The following is a 21,201-nucleotide window of genomic DNA, read 5'->3' as shown; positions in this document are numbered from 1 at the left end:
GTACTTTTGTGATACTATTATCACAAATAAACTTATGCAAAAAAAAGGAATCAAATGTTAAACAGAATGATAAAAGCACTACTTTTATTGGCGTTGACTTCAAGTATGGCGTTTGGCTATCAAGCTATCAGACTAAATGTTTCAGAGGGTGATGCTAAAGAGAGAAACAATGCGTTCAACGCAATTTTAGAAGTTGACTTAGAGGATGCAGGATTTACTCCTAAAGATGTGCACCCTGGGATTGAGTACTATTATAGACTTTTCTATGGTACTAAATTGTTAAAAGATGGCAAACCAAATCCTCAGTATAAAGCTGATTATGTTGAAAATCTTGATAATCTTGGTTTTATCACGATATCAAATGAAGAAAATATGCGCGAACTTCTTATGAAAGAGCCTGCACTTGGTGGTTTTGCCCCACTTAATTACCTAATTTACAAGAAAAAAAGTGAAACAAAAACTTATGTTGGTACTTTGACTCCTGAAGCTATGCTTGACATTACAAAGGTAAAAGACCCTGAAGTAAGAAAGCAGTTTACAGCATATATAGATGCTTTAAGTGAAGCAACTGACAACGGAATGGGTGGAGAAGTTGAGTATGTTGAGATAGAGAAACTTAACGACAAAACAATGATGGAGTTTGAAGTTCCTTTTGATAGAAGCGGAGACATTTTAGATGCAAAATTTGACTTTATGGATAAATTTGAAAAAGCATTTGAAAAAGAAGAGTACATTATTGCTGGTAAGAGAGACTTTGCAGAGTTTTGGGCTGATAATGATTTAGAAAATGACAGATATGACGCTTACTGGGTTTACTCACTTTGTCACTTTACATTTTCGTACACAGTGTTTAACGTTTGGCAACGCCCAGAACTAGGTGCATCTGCTCCATGTTCAATGTATATGTATGTTGAAAAAGACAAAGATGTTCTTCATGTAGGTATGCCAAGTGTTGAGAATTGGATTACGTTTGGTCACATTACAGACCCTGCACAGATTAAATTTATCAAAGATATGGATGCAAAAATCAGAAGTATCATGATTAGCCTAGGAGCAAAAGAGATATGAGAAAGTTATTAAATTTTCTAGCAGGTATTGCTGTTGTAACATTTGTTGGATGCGCTCATAAAGGCGCAGAGTTAAAGGCTAGTGGCGATGAACCAAAAGGCGATGTGAGCACATATCTTCAAGGTGCTTACATGAGCGCTGATGATGCTAAAGTCAAGCTGACTGATGGCGGTTTTGAAGTAGTAGCTACATTCGAGAGTGTTAAGGGTGGTAACGTAGTTATTTTTACATGTCCTTCACTTAAAAAAGAAGCGGCAAAACCAAATCGTGCAAATATAGCTGTAATGAAGCTTTATATTGATGATGAGTCAAAAACTATCTCTTTAACAAATCCAGTATATTTTGGAAAAGCTTATATGCAAAATGATTATAACCACGCAACTTTTAGTGCGATTGGTGCAAAACTTGCAAAAGTATTTCCAAATTTAACGCCATCAAAAGACAAGATGGAGTTTGAAGACCTTGCTGATTATCACTTTACTTTAGGGATGCCTTACTATCAAGATGTAGAAGTTTTGGGAGAAGGAACTAATGCTGATTTGATAGCAAAACTAAAAGAGTTTCAAAAAGGTAAAGCCCTTGTTTACGAGCTTAAGATATCTGATGATACAACTCTTGTAGGATATGAGATAGGTCGTGGTACAAAAAGATTTGTTTCTAAAATAGGTCGCCAAAATGCTGGTTTACTACCTTGGCCGATTGTTGTAAGTGGCGGAAAAGCTACTATGCTTAAAGCTGAGTACTACATAGCGATGAACTACCCACTCTTAGGAATGGGACAATTTGCTGGAATAGCGTCAATCCCTGGCGATATCATTAAAGATTTAAATAAACCATTTAAATAATTTATACGCTAAAGAGAACCCGTCCTCTTTAGCGGCAGGGATAGATGTCCCTTTTTCGAGAGTTGCAAAGAGAAACTAGATAAGTTTAGCTTCTCTTTTCCCCTCTTTGATTTCTCCTATTAGATAACCATCTGTTTTAGATAGAACATAAGAAACATCTTCCTCTTTTACAACTAAAATCATTCCAACACCCATATTGAAGGCTCTAAACATCTCTTCGCTATCTACATGTTGTGCGATTAGCTCAAAAATTGGAAGTACTTTTATAGTATCTTTTTTTATCTCAGCCATTAAGCCATCAGGCAAAACACGTGGGAGGTTCTCTACTATACCACCCCCAGTAATATGTGCAAGAGCTACGATATGCTCTTTTAAAGCTTTAAATGTTTTTACATAGATTTTTGTAGGCTCAAGAAGTGTTTGAATTAGAGGTTTGCCGTTGAAGTCATCGTTAAAGTTTAAGTTCATCTTCTCAAAAAGAACTTTTCTAGCGAGAGAGAAGCCGTTTGAGTGTAGTCCTGAACTTGGAAGTGCTATTAGTTTATGTCCTGCCCTAACCATAGAGACTCTGTCCATCTCGCCCTTTTCTGCAACTCCAACTGCAAAACCTGCCAAATCATAATCATCATGTGAGTACATTCCTGGCATCTCAGCAGTCTCCCCTCCAATAAGTGCACATTCTGCACGAATACATCCCTCAGCAATCCCTGCTACAACGTTTGTTGCAGTTTTTACATCAAGCTTTCCTGTTGCATAGTAGTCTAAGAAAAAAGAGGGAGTACCAAAGTTACAAAGAAGATCGTTTACACACATAGCAACAAGGTCGATGCCTACTGTGTTGTGTATGCCAGAGTCGATAGCTAGTTTTAATTTTGTTCCAACACCATCAGTAGCAGCTAACATCACAGGCTCTTTGAAGCCTTGTGGGAGCTCAAATGCTCCAGCAAAAGAGCCAATGCCACCTAGAACACCTGGAATTTTTGTTGATTTTACTAAAGGTTTGATGTTTTCTACGAAACTATTACCAGCGTCTATGTCGACGCCAGCATCTTTGTAGCTTATTTGGCTCATGTATGGCTCCCATATTTAAAGTGGGAAATTATATCTAATGAGAGTTAAAGCCAGAGTTAATTTACTTTATAGAGCATTTTTTAGTGATGATGCATAATGGGCAGAAGTTGGCTATCCCAGCAGCTAAAGGCAGAGCACCTAAGTAGAACCATGCATTGCCAGTTATAAATCCAGTAGCGATAAGCGCTAAACCAGCAACAATTCTAATGATTCTACAGTTTTTTCTGATTTTGTCAAAATTCATTTTAACTCCATTTTGTATATTTTGATTTTAGAGTGCGGATTATATCAGAGATTTGTTTATCGAAAGAAAATAAGCAAAAGAAATGAAAAACATCTCTTCTGCTTATGAATGTATTTGTTAGTTGAACATATCGTCATACATTGCATCAGCCCAATTATAGAGTGATGTAGCATGTTGAAGACCATCTTTTTTCCAATCTTCACCGCTTATTGTATCTGCAAAGCTAAATACAATATCTTTATCGTAAGCGTATTGTGTATAGATATAAATCGCTTTTTCTGGAGCTATTGAAATAGCAGAGAAACATGTAGTAGTTGGTGATTCCCACTTTATTTTTTTTGTTTTATTTATCTTTTGTGCTATTAAAGAGGCTACATATTTTCCTTCTGAGTTAGAAGTGTTACCTGATTTTGAAAATCCCATTGGGCGAGAATCGCCAGTAATATATACATTTTTAGCATCAATTGCCTCGTACGTGAGTTCGTTGATGTAAGCTTCCATTTTATTTTTAGCATCTTTTGCAAGACCTACTCTCTCTAAAATCTTCGCACCTCTTACTTGAGGATAAAATGCAGCATCTTCAAACTCATACTCATCAAACTCTGTATGAACAACTTTGTTATCTAAATCTATCTTTGTAATTACGCCGTTTGGAACATACTCTATATAGTCTGCATAAAGCTCATCAAATGCTGATTGGAAGCCTTTTTCTTTTATGGTTATGGTGTTATTTGCATCGAGTATAATTACTTTTGCATTTAGTTTTTTTTGTTTAAAGTAGTCAGCTATAACACATGCTCTCTCATACGGCGCAGGAAGACATCTATAATTTCCAGCAGGAACAGTTAGTATAAAATTACCGCCTTTGAAGTTTATGACTTTATTTTTTAGTGTCATGTGCTCTGAGCCAGGGATAAATCCAGCTGGGTACTCTTGTCTTAATCTATTTTCAAAAGCTATATCTTTTGTCCAACGAGAGTAGTCATACTCAATACCTGGAGCAAATACTAAATAATCGTACTTGATATCTCCTTCACTAGTTTTTAGTATCTGGTTTTCTTTGTCTAAATCAACAGCTGTCGCATGGAAGTATGTATAGTTGTTTTTTCGCGCTGCTTGTAGGTAGTCATGAGTTAGATACTCAAGTTTCACTTTATCAACAACCCATAAATTACTAACAGGGCAAGAGATAAACTCATGTCTTTGCTCAACTAAAACAACATCAGCATTTGGTGCGAAAACTTTTGTATATTTTGCGATTGAGAGTCCAGACCATCCGCCACCAACTACCACAACTCTTGGATTTTTGGTATCTGGCAGTGCCGCTTTGTAGTCTGTTTTGGAGTTAGTTTTTTTGTCTGTTTTTTGGGTTGAATTTTTTGTGCTTGCATTAAGAGCTGAAGATGCAACCGCTAAAGTGCCTAGCGCTAAAACACCTCTTCTTGATATAGCCATGAGAGTCCCTTTGATTTTGAAAATTGTGATAATATTATCATTATATGACTTACTGATAGCTTATTTTAAGCATAGATAAAAGTCGTGACGCTAAAATTAAGTTAGATATTTTAATTCTAATATGTTAAAATCGCGCAAAACAACTTAGGAAATTATAAAAATGAGAGATTTTATTTACAATGAAATGATGGTGCACGTGCCTTTGTGTACGTCAAAAGAGGCAAAAGATATTTTAGTTATAAGCGATAAAGTTGAGTTGCTTAGTGCAGAAGTAGTAAGACATAAAGAGTCAAACTTAAAAACAAGTGGTTGCTCATTGAACGAGATAAGTTCTTTGGGCGATGCTAGTTTTGATGTTATTATCTCAGAGATGGGTAGTGATGAGGCATATCTGTCACATATAAATAGAGTTCTTAGAAAAGATGGACAGTTTGTAACTGCTCATCCATCTTTGGATAACGTTGAAGCTAATAAGAGTTTGATGAAGACGCTTGGAAAGTATTTTAAAATCATAATGCCATACAACATAGGTAATGGTAAAACAGCTCTTTTGGCTTCTAAAGAGTATCATCCAACAGCAGATGTGATTTTGCAACGTGCAGATATGATTGATGGCCTTAGTTACTATAACTGTGATATACATGTAGCGTCTTTTGCTATGGGGAATTACATCCGTAAAGAGTACTTGGGAATCATTAAAAACTAATGGCATTTAAGTATGCTATAGCTCTAAGTGGAGGAATTGCTACTGGAAAGAGTACTGTTGCTTCTCTTTTGTCACTAAATGGCATGAGAGTTATAGATGCTGATGCAATTTCGCATGATATACTTGATGCTTCTTGTGAGTGGGTTAGGGAAAATTTTGGGGATGAGTTTGTTGATGGTGCGAGTGTAAATCGTTCTAAACTTGGAACTCTGATTTTCTCCGATAGCGCAGCAAAAAAGAAGCTAGAGAGTTTTTTACACCCTAAAATAAGAGCGGAGATAGAGCAAAGAAGTATAAAGCAGGATAGTTTTATGTTTCCATATCTCATAGATATTCCGCTTTTTTTTGAGAGTGGTGCTTATGATATAAAAGAGAGTGTTGTTGTATATGTTCCAAAAGAGCTTCAACTAGAGAGATTTATAAAAAGAAACGGTTTCTCCAGAGAAGAGTCACTCAGACGCATAGAGTCCCAAATGGATATAGAAGAGAAGAAAAAAAGAGCAACTTGGGTGATTGATAACTCAGGGGATTTGAAACATCTTCAACGTGAGTGCGAAGAGTTTGTAGAGAAGATAAAAGCTAAATATCTGGAGAAAAAATGAGAGTAACAAAATATAGTGCAAACGGAAATGATTTTGTAATTTTTCATACATTTGTTAAAAAAGATAGAAGTGTTCTTGCAAAAAAACTATGCCATAGACAAAACGGCATAGGAGCAGATGGGCTCATCGTGCTTCTTCCTAAGAGTGAAAATGAGATTGGAGGAGATAAATCAAAGATTGATTTTGAGTGGCAATTTTACAACTCTGATGGAAGTGAAGCCAATATGTGTGGAAATGGTTCAAGAGCTTGTGCACACTATGCTTATGCAAATGAGTTGGCACAAAATGTAATGAAATTTTTAACAGGTGCTGGGGTTATAGAAGCTGTGGTTGATGGAGATATGGTTTTGAGCGAACTAACTCCTCCAAAGATTATAGATAAAGAGATTTTAGAAAATGGCAAATCATGGTGGCTTCTTGATACTGGAGTTCCACATTTAGTTCATTTTACAAAAGATATAACAAAGTTCGATATTGCTGAAGCAAGAGAGCTTAGAGATAAATATAATGCAAATGTAAATATAGCTTTTATAGAAGGTAAAAACTTAAGAGTCAGAACTTATGAGCGTGGCGTTGAAGATGAGACTTTGGCTTGTGGGACTGGTATGGCTGCGTGTTTTTACAGAGCGTATAGCGAAAAAATGGTTGGTAATGATATAGAAGTCTATCCAACTAGCGGCGAGACCCTATATCTTGGGGTAAATGATAGAACGATTACATTTAGAGGTAGAGTAAGAAGCGTCTTTAGCTCAGAGATAGACTCTCTTTAGAGTCCAGCTGCTTCAACTATTTTTGATTGGTGGTCAGCTATTAGCGGTTCAATAATCTCATCCATGAGTCCGCCTTGCATAATTTCTGCCAATCTATATAGTGTTAGTGTAATTCTATGATCACTCATACGGTTTTGTGGATAGTTATATGTTCTAATACGTCCACTTCTATCGCCAGTTCCAACTTGAGCTGAGCGGTTTGCGCTATCTTTTGCGATAGCTTCTTGCATCTCTAAATCATAAAGTCTTGCTTTTAAGACTTTCATAGCTTTTTCTTTGTTTTTATGTTGTGACTTTTGGTCTTGATTTGTCACTACCAAACCCGTTGGCAAGTGGGTAATCCTAACGGCAGAGTCTGTAGTGTTGACACTTTGTCCGCCACAGCCAGATGAACGCATAACGTCAATCTTTAAATCATTTTCATTTATCTGTATCTCAACGTCATCAACTTCAGGCATAACTGCAACAGTAATTGCTGAGGTGTGCACACGTCCTTGTGATTCAGTTGCTGGAACACGCTGAACTCTATGAGTTCCGCCTTCATATTTCAATCTGCTATAAACTTGTTCCCCTCGAATAAGAGCAATAATCTCTTTATATCCACCTGCATCAGAAGGTGAAGAACTCAAAATCTCAACTTTCCAATCTTTTAAATCAGCATAACGAGTGTACGCTTCAAAAAGATTTCCAACAAATATAGCTGCTTCATCTCCACCAGCACCAGCACGAAGCTCAACGATGATATTTCTATCGTCATTTGGGTCTTTTGGAAGAAGAAGAAGTTTTATATCGTTTTCTAAAATAGGGATTTGTATCTCAAGTTCTTTGAGTTCCTCTTTTGCCATCTCTGCCATTTCTGCATCATAAAGCATCTCTTTTGTGTCATTGATTTGAGCAATTACAGATTTGTAATCTTGTGCTTTTTCAACGATTTTTTCAAGGGAGGATCTCTCTTTTGAGAGGGTGGTCATTCTTTTGATGTCGGAAGTTATGTCGGGTGAACTCAGCATTTCGCCAAGTTCATTATAACGATTGATAAACGGGGTAAGTTTATCGGCTAACATTTAGTTGTTAACCTTATATAGCGTTTACAGCTCTGTGCAGACGGCTAATTTTTCTTGCAGCAGTCTCTTTTTTCAAGATACCTTTGCTTACAAATTTTTGAATTTGTTTGTTTGCTACGCCAATTGCTGACGTTGCTTCTTCTTTGTTACCTGCTTCAACCGCAGAACGAACATCTTTTACAATGTTTTTAAGACGAGTTCTGTAAAAACGATTACGCTCTGCACGAACGATAGTTTGGCGAATTCTCTTAACTGATGACTTGTGATTTGCCATGCATGAGTCCTTCTCATAAAAATTTAGTGCAGAATATTAGCTTAAAAATAATTAAAATTAAGTTAAAGCCAAGCTAGAATCCAACTATTTCGACATTATTGCTTAAATGTGTTAAAATACAGCACTTTAAAATTTGGAAAATATCATGAAATTATTTGGAACGGATGGAGTTAGGGGAGAGGCAGGTACATTTTTGAGTGCAGAACTTGCTATGCGAGTAGCGATGGCTGCGGGGATATACTTTAAAGCACACTCTACAACAAATAAAATTTTGGTTGGCAAAGATACACGCAGAAGCGGTTATATGATAGAAAATGCGATAGTAAGTGGACTAACTGCCATAGGGTATGATGTAATTCAAATCGGTCCTATGCCTACTCCCGCTATCGCATTTATAACTGAAAATATGCGCTGTGATGCTGGGATAATGATAAGTGCATCTCATAACTCTTTTGAAGATAATGGGATTAAATTTTTTGATGGGCGTGGAGATAAACTCTCACATAGTGTTGAAGAAGAGATTGAGAAGATATATCTTGATAAAGATATGATTTTAGAAGCTCAAACTCAAGGTAAATATATAGGTAAAGCAAAAAGAATTGATGATGTTGTTGGACGCTATATAGTTCAGCTAAAAAACTCATTTCCAAGAGATTTGTCTCTTAGAGGTATGCGCATAGTGTTAGATGCGGCAAATGGTGCAGGTTATATAGTTGGTCCAACAGTTTTGGAAGAACTCGGTGCTGACGTTATTGTTTTACACAATAAGCCCGATGGTTTTAATATAAATGATGGCTGTGGGGCGCTTCATACAAAAGATGTTTGTGATAGTGTTGTAAAGTATAGAGCAGATTTAGGTATCGCTCTTGATGGAGATGCCGATAGAGTTGTTATAGTAGATGAGAATGGTGTTGTAGTAGACGGAGACCAGCTTCTTGGTGCTCTTGGCTCTTTTATGAGTGAGAGAGGGACACTAAAAGGTGATGGAATTGTCTCAACTGTTATGAGCAACAGAGGATTGGATGATTTTATGTCTGAGAAGGGGTTAAAGCTTTTTCGCTCAGATGTTGGCGATAAAAATGTTTTAGAGATGATGAAAAAAGAGGGAATCAACTTTGGCGGTGAGCAAAGCGGACATGTAATAATAAGTGATTATGCAAAAACAGGAGATGGTTTAGTCTCTGCTTTACAAGTGTTGGCGCTATTGCTGAAGCGTGGGGAAAAAGCTTCAAAAGCGCTTCGCCCATTTGCACTATATCCTCAAAAACTTGTAAATATAAAAGTCAAGGTAAAAAAAGCTCTAAATGAGATAGATGGACTTGAAAAAAAATTAAAAGAGCTCGATGAAAACGGAATTCATCATCTTGTTCGCTACTCAGGAACTGAAAATAAGTTAAGAGTTTTGCTTGAATGTAAAGATGCTAAAAAAATGAATCTATACATGGATGAAATGGTAGAGTTTTTTCAAAAAGCCCTAAATGCCTAATAAAACACTTCGCAATATAACAATACTAATACTTACGATAGTGGGTATTTTTATAATTGATCAAAATATAAAGTCACTTTTTGTGGATGGTTATAGATATTATAGTGATTGTATAGATTTGATATTGGTCTACAACAAAGGTGTTGCTTTTTCAATGTTTGCCTTTTTGGAAGAGTCACTAAAATATATTCAACTTGTTTTGGTTTTTGGAGTTTTTGGCTACATACTCTTTTTAAATAATTCATGTTATGCCTTTGCGGCTGGATTGATGCTTGGCGGAGCATTTTCAAATATATATGACAGATTTATTCATGGCGGGGTTGTGGATATGGTTTACTGGCACTGCGGATTTGATTTTGCTGTGTTTAATTTTGCTGATGTGATGATAGATGTGGCTGTTGCATGGATTCTTCTGCTTAATTTTAAGCCTAAGATTTGTAAAAGCCAGACCTAAAGATAGATAAAAGCAGATTTAAGGTAATATTGCCAAAATTGTAATGAAATTTAAGGTTAGATTTTGATGTCTAGAGCTTAAAATTTTTAGTGCCATATAGGCTAGTGTGGCTAAAGAGAGCTATCTTTTTGGCTTTTAGTAAAATAATAAAATCAAATAAAAAGGAAATTGATGAAAATCAAAACAAACAAAACTAATAGTGCAAATGCTCAAATTGAAGCAGAAATCCCAAGAACAATAATAGACGCAAATATAGAAAAAATTGCTAAAAATTTAACAAAAACTGCTTCTGTTCAAGGCTTTCGCAAGGGTAAAGTTCCTGTAGCTGTTGTAAAAAAACAGTATGGTGAGCGTTTAATTCAAGATGCAGAAGCTGAAGCGCTTCGTGAAGTTTTAAATAAGGGACTTGATGAGTTAAAAGTAGCAATGAGCTCATTAATCGGGGAGCCAAATATCACAAGATTTGATAAAAGCGATGATAAAATTGAAGTAACTGTTAAAGTTGCTATGAGACCAGAAATCAATCTTGATAACTATGCTGACATGGTTACTCCGTTTGAGAAGCCTGTTATAAGTGATAAAGAAGTTGAGACAAGATTAGAAAAACTAGCTGATTCACAAGGTAAATTTGTTGATTTAAAGAACAAAAGAGCAGCACAAAATGGCGATAGCGCAATAATCGACTTTGAAGGTTCAATTGATGGAGAACTTTTTGAAGGTGGTGCTGCAAAAGAGTTCGCACTAGTTCTTGGATCTAATCAATTTATTCCTGGTTTTGAAGAGCAAGTTGCTGGCATGAAAATTGGCGAAGAAAAAGTTATAAAAGTAACATTCCCAGAAAATTATGGTTCTGATAAATTAGCAGGAAAAGATTCTGAGTTTAAAGTAAAGCTTCATAACATTCAAGAGAAAGTAAAAGTAGAAATTGATGAAGCTTTTGCTGCAAAAATGCTTGCTGGTCAAGATGATAAGAGTTTAGAAAATTTAAGAACTCAACTTAAAATTCAACTAGAAAATGAAGCGCTTGCTAAACTTTACAATGAAGATTTAAAACCTGCACTTTTAGAGATGTTTGTTACAAAAATCAACTTTGACTTGCCAGAGTTTGTGGTTGAACAAGAGATAGATGTTTCACTAAATAAAAAAGCAAGCACAATGAGCGAAGATGAGATTAAAGAACTTCGTGAAAATGCTGATAAACTTCAAGAACTTCGTGAAACATTCCGTGATGATGCTCAAAAAAGTGTAAAAGCTACATTTATCATAGATGCACTTGCAACTGCACAAAAAGTTAGAGTAGATGAAAATGAAGTAATGCAGACAATTTATTATGAAGCGATGCAAATGGGGCAAGACCCAAGATTAGCTTACGATAAGTATAAAAATGCTGGTTATTTACCTGCAATTCAGATGTCAATGGTTGAGGATAAGGTGCTTACGCAGATTCTTAACTCAAAGATAAAAGAGGCTTAATTAGATGAGTTATATTCCTTATGTAGTTGAAAAAACGGCTCGTGGTGAGCGTTCTTATGATATCTACTCTCGTCTTTTAAAAGATAGAATCATTATGCTAAGCGGAGAGGTAAACGACGCTGTTGCTTCATCAATAGTAGCACAAATGCTTTTTTTAGAGGCTGAAGACCCAGAAAAGGATATCTACTTCTACATAAACTCTCCAGGCGGTGTAGTTACTGCTGGGATGGCTATTTATGATACTATGAACTATATTCGTCCAGATGTTGCTACGATATGTGTTGGTCAAGCTGCATCAATGGGAGCATTTTTACTCTCAAGTGGAGCCAAAGGGAAGCGTTACGCTCTTCCTCATGCTAGAATTATGATTCATCAACCTCTTGGCGGTGCTCAAGGTCAAGCTACTGATATAGCAATACAAGCAAAAGAAATTCTTCGTATGAAAGAGGAATTAAATGCTATTTTGGCAAAAAACAGCGGGCAAAGTATCAAAAAAGTAGAAAAAGATACAGACAGAGACAACTTTATGAGTGCTGAGGAGTCAAAAGAGTATGGCATGATAGATGAAGTTTTGCTAAAGAAGAGTAAAGAGTAGTCAACAAAAAAAGGAGTCGGTATGTCAGGGACTTTAAGAGCTAAGTTACGTAGTGATAATGTAGCCACAAAACCATCTGCAGCAGTTACAGATAAAGTTGTGAGTGCTGAACCAGAAGGTGAACTTGAAACATATTCAAAAGAAGTTTTAAGAACTCTTTTAAAAGACGGACTGCCACCTACTCCAAATAATTTTGCACTATATTTTGACAGACTCTTAGAAGATAAAAGTCAAAATATGCGCTCTCATATCGTTTCTATTTTAGAACTTGAAGAGAACAATGACGCAGAGAGCTCTATCATGATTGAGCAGAGCTTAAAGCAAGGCTTCTCTTATATCAAAAATATTCTTAGTATTACTGCTAACTTATATAAAAACATGGCTCTTATGACTAAGATACTTGAAAAAAGAAAACAAGAGTTAGAAGAAGATTCGGATAAACAAGAAGCTAAAAGTATAGCAGCCTCTCTTGGTTCAGATATAGTAAAATTAAATGAGATACTAAAAAAACAGAGCGGCAGTATTAAAACAATGTATGACGATACTGCAAAAATTATAAAAAATGTTGAAAACGAGACTATCTTTGACAATCAATATGGCGTTTATAATAAGCGCTACTTAATGAGTAAAATTGAGCAAGAGATAGGTTTAATAAGAAAATTTAAACATAAAAGCTCACTTATTATGATTGAGCTCGCTCGTGATTTAAAAGCAAGTGTCGCAAATGATAAAGCTATAGCGCTTATGATAAAAACAGTAGCTAGACTTCTTCTTAAGACTTCAAGACGAAGTGATATAGTTACACATTACGGTAATGGCGTATTTGTTATGCTTTTAAAACACACTGACATAGAGAGCGCAAAAAAGGCAAGTGAGAGACTATGTGAACTTGTATCAAATAGTAATTTCTTTTTAGCAGATTTAGAAATCCAACTTAAAATTTCTATAGGCATTACAGATGTAACAGAAAATAGCTCAGTAGAAGAGATAATTGTTAGCTCTATGGATGCAGTAGAAAAAGCGTATGAAAATCCTAAATTAGATTATGCAGTTTTATTGAGAAATAAATAAGAGAATTTTAGTAAAAATGAAATTAACAATAGTAGAATATCCAGATAAGAGATTAAAAGAAAAATCAAAAGTTGTAGAGAAGTTTGATAAAGAGCTGCATGGGCTTCTTGATGCTATGTATCAATCGATGATAGAGTCAAAAGGGATAGGTTTGGCTGCAATTCAAGTTGGACATGCAAAGCGGGTTTTACTTTTAAATATTCCAGATGATAATGATGAGCAGTCACGTGACTCCCTCATAGAGATGATAAATCCTTTAATAACCATGAAAGAGGGAGATACTGTATATCAAGAGGGCTGTTTGAGTGTGCCTAGTTTTTATGAAGATATAAATAGATTTGAGAGAGTTTGTGTTAACTATCAAGATAGAGAAGGAAACACAAAAACAATTGAAGCAGAGGGCTTGCTAAGTATCGCAATTCAGCATGAGATAGACCACCTTGAGGGAGTTTTATTTATAGATAAACTCTCATACTCCCGCAGAAAAAAGTTTGAAAAAGAGTACAAAAGAGCTCAAAAAGAGAAAAAACTCTCAAAAAATTAACTTCATTTATGACAATTTGTCATACTTTATCACAACTAAAAATTTAAATAGTACAATAGTATCAACTTAATATAGGTTGATACTATGAAAATGGTTGCATGTGCCACATACGAGGGCATCGAAGCTAAGGTTGTTTATGTTGAATCCACACTTACAAAAGGATTGCCATCTTTTAGTGTTGTCGGGATGGCGAGTGCGTCAATAAATGAAGCAAAAGAGCGTGTAAAATCTGCACTACTTAGTAATGAGTTTACATTTCCTCCAAAACGTATAACTATAAATCTGGCTCCGAGTGATGTGAAAAAAGAGGGAAGCCAGTTTGATCTTAGCATGGCGCTATTAATCGCACTTGATTGTATTGAGGATGATTTAAGTGAGTGGTTTGTTTTTGGAGAACTTGGGCTTGATGGTGTTGTAAAAGAGAATCTTCAGCTATACCCGCTTTTGCTCTCATTGGCAAATCAAAAGGTTATTAAAAAAGCGATAGTTCCATATGCTAGTTTAACGAAGCTCTCAAATATACCAAATATAGATTTTTATGGTGTGAAGAGTCTAAATGAGGCTATAGAACTTCTAAAAAATAGTGCTAACGCTATGCCAAACATTATATATAAAAAAATAGAGTATCCAAGCGTAAGCGTGGATGATGAACTATACTATTTTGATGAAGAGTATGTTGAAGACTTTTTAGATGTAAAAGGACAAGAAGTGGCAAAGAGAGCAGCACTTATAAGTGCTGCTGGATTTCATAATATACTCTTGGAGGGAAGCCCTGGGTGTGGAAAAAGCATGATAGCTGGGAGGCTTAGATATATACTGCCTCCTCTTAGCAGTGATGAGGTTTTAGAACTTGCAAAGCTAGATGCGCTTGAGGCTAAAGAACCGCTTTTTAGACCTCTTAGAAGCTTTCGAGCCCCTCATCACTCGTCTACCACGGCTAGTGTATTTGGCGGAGGTAGTTACACGGCAAAAATTGGAGAAGTTGGATTGGCACATCGTGGGATTTTGTTTTTTGATGAGTTGCCACACTTCTCCAAGAGTGTTTTAGAAGCATTGCGTGAGCCGCTGCAAGATAATAAGATACGAATTTCAAGAGTAAATACTAAGATAGAGTACCCAAGTGATTTTTTATTTGTAAGTGCTATGAACCCATGCCCGTGCGGAAATTTACTTCATAAAGATAAAGAGTGTCGTTGTAATGAACTTGAGATTCAAAGATACAAAAATAGACTCTCAGAACCATTTTTAGACAGGATAGATCTCTGTGTTGTTATGCAACATGTCTCTTTAGAGGATAAAGCAACGATAAGTTCAAAAGAGATGCACCAAAGAGTTATCGAGGTTCATAAAATAGTGAAATCAAGAGGACAAAGAACATTTAATGCAAAGTTAAATGATGCAGAGGTTGATAAATATTGTACGCTAGATGAGGAGGCGGAGGCTGTTTTGCAAAGAGCAATAATGCAGTTTTCTCTCTCTTTTAGAGCAATAAAAAAAGTTCAAAGAGTATCTAGAACTATTGCTGATTTAGATGATAGTGTTATGATTGAGAAGAGGCATATTTTAGAGGCTTTGAGCTACAGAAGAAGAGGCTAGGAGCAATCTCCCAGCCAAGAGGACGAGAGTTAAAACTCATCATCACCTTTTAAGATACCTTGCACTTCTACATTTAGTTTGATAATTTCACTTACAACAACGCCACCAGCTTCAAGAGCTTGATTCCATGTGATGTTATAATCTCTTCTATCGATTTTACCACTTAAGCTAAGTCCAGCTCTTTGTTTTCCCCATGGATCTGTTACTGTACCGCCAAACTCATAATCAAGAACTACATCTTTTGTGATGCCTTTGATAGTTAGTTTTCCATAAGCTTTGTCGCCTTTTACTTTATCAAGAACAAATGTGACTTTTGGAAACTGTTTTGCATCAAAAATCTCATCAGATTTTAGGTGAGCATCTCTTTTTGCGATATTTGTATTTATAGATTCAACTTCCATCTCTCCGCTTAGAGCGATAAGTTTGTTTTTATCATCCAGTTCAAAATTTCCGTCAAATTTTTCAAACTCTCCATTTACTGTACTTATCATCATATGCTTTACTGCAAAAGTAACATTTGTATGAGAAGGGTCAACTTTATATACTCCACCAAATAGTGAACTTACACCTACAACTAGCACAACAGCAAGAAATTGCAATTTTTTCATCTTTTTATCCTTTAGATTATTTGGTACATTATAGTATTAAGTAGTGATAAAAAAGCGTTAACTTTGTCAACTAGTGACAAAGTTTAAGGAGTATTACAAAAAGCTATACGTTGTAGTAAGTTGCATTTGGATGATAAACCACAAGTGCGGAGGTTGATTGCTCTGGGTGGATTTGAAATGTCTCACTTAACTCAATCCCAAACTCTTCAGGTTTTAAGAGGTTAAAGAGTGGACGGTTAAGCTCTAAATCTGGACAAGCTGCGTAACCAAACGAGTATCTTGAGCCTTGATATCTGTTCATCTGAACATCGCTAAGTTTGCTCCCCTCTCCATCAGAGATATTTAAGTCCAGTCTTATCTGTTTATGTACTATCTCTGCCAAGGCTTCGGCTAGTTCAACTCCAAGACCATGAAATTGATAGTACTCTGTGTATTCGCCTCTGTCGTAAATCTCACGCTCTGCATCGCTTAGTTTTGCTCCAGCACTTACACATGTAAAGGCGACCACATCATCTCTGTCGCTATGGAAGAAATCACTCAAAGCTCTGTGAGGTTGTCGTGATTGACGTGGAAAAGTAAACCTCTCTATCGCTTCATTTCTAACGCTATCAAGAGTTTGGCGATTTATCTCATCTTGTGAGTTGTAACCTCTGCTCTCATCAAAAATAAGCAGAGTGTTGTCATCGCTTCTGCAAGGCCAATATCCATATATAATGGTAGGTTCAAAGAGTTTTTCCTCAATAAAACGCTTTTTTAACTTCTCATAGGCTGGCCAAACTACATCATTTAGCTGTTTTTCATAAGCTTCATCACTTAGTCCTTTTGAGCTGTATCCCCAACGTGATTTAAAAAGCAGTTTATGGTTTATCCACTCAAATGCCATCTCTATCTGTTGAGGTGTAAGTTTAAGCTCACGTCTGCCCCAAAAAGGAGGAGTAGGCACTTTAAGATCTCGAGAAGGCATCTTAAGCTCATTAAATGGAGGGATGATAACTTCTTCTTTTATCTTTATAATTTTTTCTTGCTCATCTTTTGGATGAAGATTTGTATCAAAGTTTCCAGCTTCGATACGGCTCATAGCGGTTACGCCGTCAAATGCATCTTTGCAGTAAAAGATAGGCCCATCATAAATAGGACGGCAAAAATCATCTATAAAGGAGCGAGTTAGTGCAGCTCCACCAAGCAAGACAGGTATTTTAATCCCCTCGTTTTGTAGCGTTTGGAGGTTTTCTTTCATAACTTGAGTCGATTTAACAAGCAGTCCGCTCATTCCAAGAGCTGTGGCATTTGACTCTTTTATGCTCTGTATAAATTCGCCAATATCTACTTTTATACCAAGGTTTTTAACTTTAAAGCCGTTGTTTGAGAGGATAATGTCTACAAGATTTTTGCCAACGTCATGCACATCGCCTTTTACTGTTCCAAGGGCTAAAGTGGTATCTACGCTTTTATCAATTTTTGGCAAGTATGGGTTTAAATAGTCAACTGTTTTTTTCATAGTCTCTGCACTTTGCAGAACAAAAGGGAGTTGCATCTGCCCAGAGCCAAAGAGTTCGCCTACAACTTTCATGGCATCAATTAGTATCTCATTGACGATTTTCTCAGGAGCTATCTTATGACGTGCCTCTTCAACAAGTGGAATCATTCTATCTTTGTCGCCGTCCATTAACAGTTTTGCGATTTTTTCTTCATCACTCATGGCTAAATATGCTTCATCTACCGCGTTGTTGTCAACCGCCTCTTTTGTGCTGAAGTGTTCTATAAATTCAAAGAGTGCGGCTGCATTTGGTTTGCGGTTAAAGATAAGGTTGTCACAAATCTCTTGATCTTCTTTGCTGATTTTGTTTATAGGAATAATATGCGCTACGTTTATAATAACACTTGTTAACCCAGCCTCCATACAGTGGTGTAAAAACATGGAGTTTAGATATGGTCTTGCATCTTTATCAAGCCCAAAAGAGATGTTTGAGAGCCCGAGAGTAGCGCCTACTTCTGGGTGTCTGCGTCTTAACTCTCTTATGGCTTCAATCGTGTTTATACCAGCATCAAGATACTCTTCATCGCCACTTCCAAGAGTAAATGTGAGAAGGTCAAAGACTAGATTTTCAGCTCTTATGCCATGCTTGTTTACTGCCAAATCATAGATGCGCTCCGCAACTTCAAGCTTTCTCTCAACGCTCTTTGCCATTCCTATCTCATCAATAGTTAGACAAACAAGAGCAGCACCAAATTTTTTAGCAAGTGAGCAGATTACATCAAACTTCTCTATCCCATCTTCAAGATTTACGGAGTTTATAATCGGTTTGCCACCAATTAGCTTTAGTGCCTCTTCAAGGGCTACTGTCTGCGTTGAGTCTGGCATAAGAGGAAGCGCTATCTTTTGAGCGTAAAGACTCATTACTCTGTTCATATCTTTTGTCTCATCACGCCCAGCAAAGCCAACGCTTACATCAAGCACATGCGCTCCTGCTCTTACTTGTTGTTGTGCCACGCTTAGAGTTCCCTCATAATCCTCTGCTAAGAGAAGCTCACGAAACGCTTTTGAACCTGTTGCATTTGAGCGCTCTCCGATAAGCAGAGCTGAAGACTCTTGCATAAGCGGAACTGTGGAAAAGAGAGATGCCAGAGAGTTTTCATGTTTTCCGCTTGGTGCTTTTGGAGCTATATCACTAACAAGATTTACCAACGCTCTTATGTGTTGAGGTGTTGTTCCACAGCATCCGCCTAAAAAGCTAACACCATCAAACTCTAAAAAGCTCTGCTGTTTTGCGGCAAACTCATCTGGTCCCATTGGATAGTATGTGTATCCTCCACGATTTTGAGGAAGTCCAGCGTTTGCGTGAACACTGATTGGTTTATGCCAAATCTCACTTAGTGTTTTAACATGTTTTAGGACTTGTTCAGGGCCTGTTCCGCAGTTAAATCCTAGACTCAAGATATCAAATGGCTCAAGGATGGTTGCTATCGTTTGCGCATCTGTTCCGATAAGCATAGTTCCGCTAAGTTCGATAGTAACGGAGACCATGATAGGAATCTCTACGCCTCTTTGCTTTGAAGCTTCATTGCACGCATGAAGAGCTGCTTTTATCTGGAGTGGGTCTTGAGCGGTCTCTAGTAAAAAAACATCAACGCCGCCATCAATAAGTGCTAAACAAAACTCAGTATAGCCCTTGTACATCTCATCATAAGTTATATGCCCAAGAGATGGAAGCTTTGTCCCAGGGCCGATTGAGCCAAGGCAGAAGCGCGGATGAGTTGGTGTTGAGAACTTTTTACACTCATCTTTTGCAAGTTTTGCTCCTGCACATGTTAGCTCATAAGCACGATGCCCGATTTGGTACTCATCTAAAACCCAAGAGAATGAGCCAAAGGTGTTAGTTGTAACAAAGTCTGCACCAGATGTAAGATAAGCGTGAAAAATCTCGCTAAGCACCTCAGGAGCGGTAACATTTAAGAGTTCATTACACCCCTCGTTGCCCTCCCAAGCCTCTTTTGAGATTTTGTCATCTCGCTGTTGAAGCTGTGTTCCCATAGCTCCATCTATAATGAGCGGTCTGTTTTTGATAGTTTTTAAGATATACTCTTTAGTTGTCATGCAAAATCTTTTTGGTAAAATAATAGTTCTTTATTCTAGCAAAACAGAGCATAAAAGAGACTTTTATAAAAAATATAGATTAATTTATAATTATTATTATGTTAGATAATAAATATTTGTGTAATTTTTGCTATAATTTTGGCACGATTTTGTCATAAAGTATTTTTTAGAGTAAAAATAACAAATTAGGAGTGTGTATGAGTGAAGAGACAAAAGGTTTTAAAATACCTACGGCTTGGAGAATATATAGATATTATTTCTTTATTTTCCTAACAGTTATAGCTTTAGTTTTACCTTGGATTGAGGTAAATGGGAGTCACTTTTTTCTACTTAGTTTTGATAAACTGAAACTTCATTTGGGGTTTGTTCAGTTTGATATGCAGGAGTTGTATCTTTTGCCATTTTTATTAATGATGCTCTTTTTGGGTATTTTTGGTATGACGGTTATGGGCGGAAGAGTGTTTTGCGGATGGATATGTCCACAAACTATTTTTCGTGTTATCTACCGCGATGTGATTGAGACAAAACTCTTAAAACTTAGAAAACGTATCAAAAACAAACAGCAAGAGCCAGATATGAGCATCGCTGGGAACAAGGTAAAAAGAGCAGTTGCTATTTTGCTTTGGGTTGTTTTATCGTTTGTTGCTAGTGCAAATCTTTTATGGTTTTTTGTACCGCCTGAAGACTTCTTTGCGTATATGGCGAACCCATTTGACCATATGATTTTGCTTGGTACTTTAGTCTCATCAGCGCTTTTTCTTATATATGATATTGTGTTTTTACAAGAGGACTACTGTATCTATGTATGTCCATACTCAAGAATCCAATCTGTTTTATATGATGAAAACACTGTTATGGCTCTCTACAATACAAATAGAGGCGGACATATATACAACAGCGACAAAGAGAAAGCATTTACAAAACAAAAAGACCTTCAAGATGTTGAACCTCATGCAGAGTGTACGGCATGTGAGAGTTGTGTAACTGTCTGCCCGACACATATAGATATACGTAAAGGTTTGCAACTTGAGTGTATAAACTGTTTGGAGTGTGTTGATGCGTGTACTGTTGTTATGGGCAAACTTGGCAAACCATCTCTTGTTACTTGGTCGAGTGAATATGAGATAATAGACAAAAAGGGCAAGACAAAGTATTTCCGTCCAAAAATTATCGCTTATATCGTGCTTCTTATCGGAATCGCTGTTGCAATGGTTATCATGGGGAGTAAAAAAGAGCATATGCTTTTAAACATCAACAAAGAAAACCGCCTCTACTCTGTTCATAAAGAGAGTGATGGACGAGTTGCAGTTGAGAATGCGTATGAATTTTTACTGCAAAATACTCAGAGCAAAACTCTAAACTTCTATTTTGAAGTAATCTTGCCTCAAGGGGTAAAGGGAACTTTAGAGATTGAAAAACCAAAAGAGTCTTTTGATGTTACACCTGATGTGAAAAAGAAAAAAATTGTTGTACTTAGAACATACGATAAATTGGCAGATGATGATAGACACGATACAATCATCCCAATAACTATACGTGCTTATGCAGTTGGACATGAGAAAGAGATAGAGGTTCTTAGAGAGTCAACCTTTACCTATCCACGAGAAGATGTTTTAAGAGAGGCTAAATAACCTCTGTTTAAAATAGAATTTGATAAACTTTAACAGCTTAGCTAAAAGG

The 21,201-nt window shown here is 36.6% G+C and carries 20 protein-coding genes; 13 read left to right on the top strand and 7 right to left on the bottom strand.

The window, feature by feature from the left end:
- Nucleotides 1-54 precede the first annotated feature (54 nt).
- Together AC6H33_RS10820 and AC6H33_RS10815 are read left to right on the top strand one after the other, a co-directional pair.
- Nucleotides 55-1,068, top strand: a complete 1,014-nt coding sequence (locus tag AC6H33_RS10820; RefSeq protein WP_497604903.1) for a hypothetical protein — start codon at nt 55-57, stop codon at nt 1,066-1,068.
- Entirely contained in the window at nt 1,065-1,913 is an 849-nt protein-coding gene (locus tag AC6H33_RS10815) for a hypothetical protein (protein WP_497604902.1), read from the top strand. The genes AC6H33_RS10820 and AC6H33_RS10815 overlap by 4 nt, the downstream gene beginning before the upstream one ends.
- Nucleotides 1,914-1,988: 75 nt before the next feature.
- Here the strand turns inward: AC6H33_RS10815 and purM are convergent, their stop codons facing one another.
- The 3 genes from purM to AC6H33_RS10800 form a co-directional block, all read right to left on the bottom strand.
- Nucleotides 1,989-2,984, bottom strand: coding sequence for a phosphoribosylformylglycinamidine cyclo-ligase (gene purM, locus AC6H33_RS10810; RefSeq protein ID WP_497604901.1), 996 nt, complete (start codon nt 2,982-2,984; stop codon nt 1,989-1,991).
- A gap of 61 nt (nt 2,985-3,045) precedes the next feature.
- The gene (locus tag AC6H33_RS10805) at nt 3,046-3,228 is read right to left on the bottom strand and encodes a YgaP family membrane protein (protein ID WP_497604900.1); all 183 of its coding nucleotides are present in this window, start codon (nt 3,226-3,228) and stop codon (nt 3,046-3,048) included.
- 117 nt (nt 3,229-3,345) lie between these two features.
- Complete coding sequence (locus AC6H33_RS10800) at nt 3,346-4,683, bottom strand: FAD-dependent oxidoreductase (RefSeq protein WP_497604899.1); 1,338 nt, start codon at nt 4,681-4,683, stop codon at nt 3,346-3,348.
- Nucleotides 4,684-4,843: 160 nt separating this feature from the next.
- Here AC6H33_RS10800 and AC6H33_RS10795 point away from each other — a divergent pair, with 160 nt between their 5' ends.
- Genes AC6H33_RS10795 through dapF form a run of 3 tightly spaced genes read left to right on the top strand, consistent with a single transcriptional unit; the run spans nt 4,844 to nt 6,761 of the window.
- Nucleotides 4,844-5,389, top strand: coding sequence for a spermine/spermidine synthase domain-containing protein (locus tag AC6H33_RS10795; protein ID WP_497604898.1), 546 nt, complete (start codon nt 4,844-4,846; stop codon nt 5,387-5,389).
- Entirely contained in the window at nt 5,389-5,991 is a 603-nt protein-coding gene (gene coaE / locus AC6H33_RS10790; RefSeq protein WP_497604897.1) for a dephospho-CoA kinase, read from the top strand. The genes AC6H33_RS10795 and coaE overlap by 1 nt, the downstream gene beginning before the upstream one ends.
- Nucleotides 5,988-6,761 (top strand): diaminopimelate epimerase, encoded by a 774-nt coding sequence (dapF, locus tag AC6H33_RS10785; protein WP_497604896.1) that lies wholly within the window; start codon nt 5,988-5,990, stop codon nt 6,759-6,761. The genes coaE and dapF overlap by 4 nt, the downstream gene beginning before the upstream one ends.
- Here the strand turns inward: dapF and prfA are convergent.
- Together prfA and rpsT are read right to left on the bottom strand one after the other, a co-directional pair.
- Nucleotides 6,758-7,825: a peptide chain release factor 1 gene (gene prfA, locus AC6H33_RS10780; protein ID WP_497604895.1), complete on the bottom strand. Its 1,068-nt coding sequence runs from the start codon at nt 7,823-7,825 to the stop codon at nt 6,758-6,760. The genes dapF and prfA overlap by 4 nt on opposite strands.
- Nucleotides 7,826-7,838: 13 nt before the next feature.
- Nucleotides 7,839-8,099 (bottom strand): 30S ribosomal protein S20, encoded by a 261-nt coding sequence (gene rpsT / locus AC6H33_RS10775; protein WP_497604894.1) that lies wholly within the window; start codon nt 8,097-8,099, stop codon nt 7,839-7,841.
- Nucleotides 8,100-8,244: 145 nt separating this feature from the next.
- On the opposite strand from rpsT, the gene glmM reads away from it, so the two are divergent.
- From glmM to AC6H33_RS10740, 7 genes are all read left to right on the top strand, one after another.
- Nucleotides 8,245-9,585 (top strand): phosphoglucosamine mutase, encoded by a 1,341-nt coding sequence (gene glmM / locus AC6H33_RS10770; protein ID WP_497604893.1) that lies wholly within the window; start codon nt 8,245-8,247, stop codon nt 9,583-9,585.
- On the top strand, nt 9,578-10,039 hold the full coding sequence (gene lspA / locus AC6H33_RS10765; protein WP_497604892.1) for a signal peptidase II: 462 nt from the start codon (nt 9,578-9,580) through the stop codon (nt 10,037-10,039). The genes glmM and lspA overlap by 8 nt, the downstream gene beginning before the upstream one ends.
- 171 nt (nt 10,040-10,210) lie before the next feature.
- The gene (gene tig / locus AC6H33_RS10760; RefSeq protein WP_497604891.1) at nt 10,211-11,512 is read left to right on the top strand and encodes a trigger factor; all 1,302 of its coding nucleotides are present in this window, start codon (nt 10,211-10,213) and stop codon (nt 11,510-11,512) included.
- A 4-nt stretch (nt 11,513-11,516) separates the two neighbouring features.
- Nucleotides 11,517-12,107: an ATP-dependent Clp endopeptidase proteolytic subunit ClpP gene (gene clpP, locus AC6H33_RS10755; RefSeq protein WP_497604890.1), complete on the top strand. Its 591-nt coding sequence runs from the start codon at nt 11,517-11,519 to the stop codon at nt 12,105-12,107.
- A gap of 21 nt (nt 12,108-12,128) precedes the next feature.
- Nucleotides 12,129-13,178 (top strand): GGDEF domain-containing protein, encoded by a 1,050-nt coding sequence (locus AC6H33_RS10750; RefSeq protein ID WP_497604889.1) that lies wholly within the window; start codon nt 12,129-12,131, stop codon nt 13,176-13,178.
- A gap of 16 nt (nt 13,179-13,194) precedes the next feature.
- The gene (gene def / locus AC6H33_RS10745; protein ID WP_497604888.1) at nt 13,195-13,722 is read left to right on the top strand and encodes a peptide deformylase; all 528 of its coding nucleotides are present in this window, start codon (nt 13,195-13,197) and stop codon (nt 13,720-13,722) included.
- An 84-nt stretch (nt 13,723-13,806) separates the two neighbouring features.
- A complete protein-coding gene (locus AC6H33_RS10740; protein WP_497604887.1) occupies nt 13,807-15,318 on the top strand; it encodes a YifB family Mg chelatase-like AAA ATPase in 1,512 nt (503 codons plus the stop codon).
- A 29-nt stretch (nt 15,319-15,347) separates the two neighbouring features.
- On the opposite strand, the gene AC6H33_RS10735 is transcribed toward AC6H33_RS10740, so the two are convergent.
- Nucleotides 15,348-15,926: a YceI family protein gene (locus AC6H33_RS10735; RefSeq protein WP_497604886.1), complete on the bottom strand. Its 579-nt coding sequence runs from the start codon at nt 15,924-15,926 to the stop codon at nt 15,348-15,350.
- 103 nt (nt 15,927-16,029) lie between these two features.
- Entirely contained in the window at nt 16,030-19,521 is a 3,492-nt protein-coding gene (gene metH, locus AC6H33_RS10730; protein ID WP_497604885.1) for a methionine synthase, read from the bottom strand.
- A gap of 197 nt (nt 19,522-19,718) precedes the next feature.
- Here metH and ccoG point away from each other — a divergent pair, with 197 nt between their 5' ends.
- Nucleotides 19,719-21,152: a cytochrome c oxidase accessory protein CcoG gene (gene ccoG, locus AC6H33_RS10725; RefSeq protein WP_497604884.1), complete on the top strand. Its 1,434-nt coding sequence runs from the start codon at nt 19,719-19,721 to the stop codon at nt 21,150-21,152.
- Nucleotides 21,153-21,201: the final 49 nt, after the last annotated feature.

The organism is Sulfurimonas limnophila (assembly GCF_059705345.1).
This window is presented reverse-complemented; position numbering and strand designations above follow the sequence as displayed.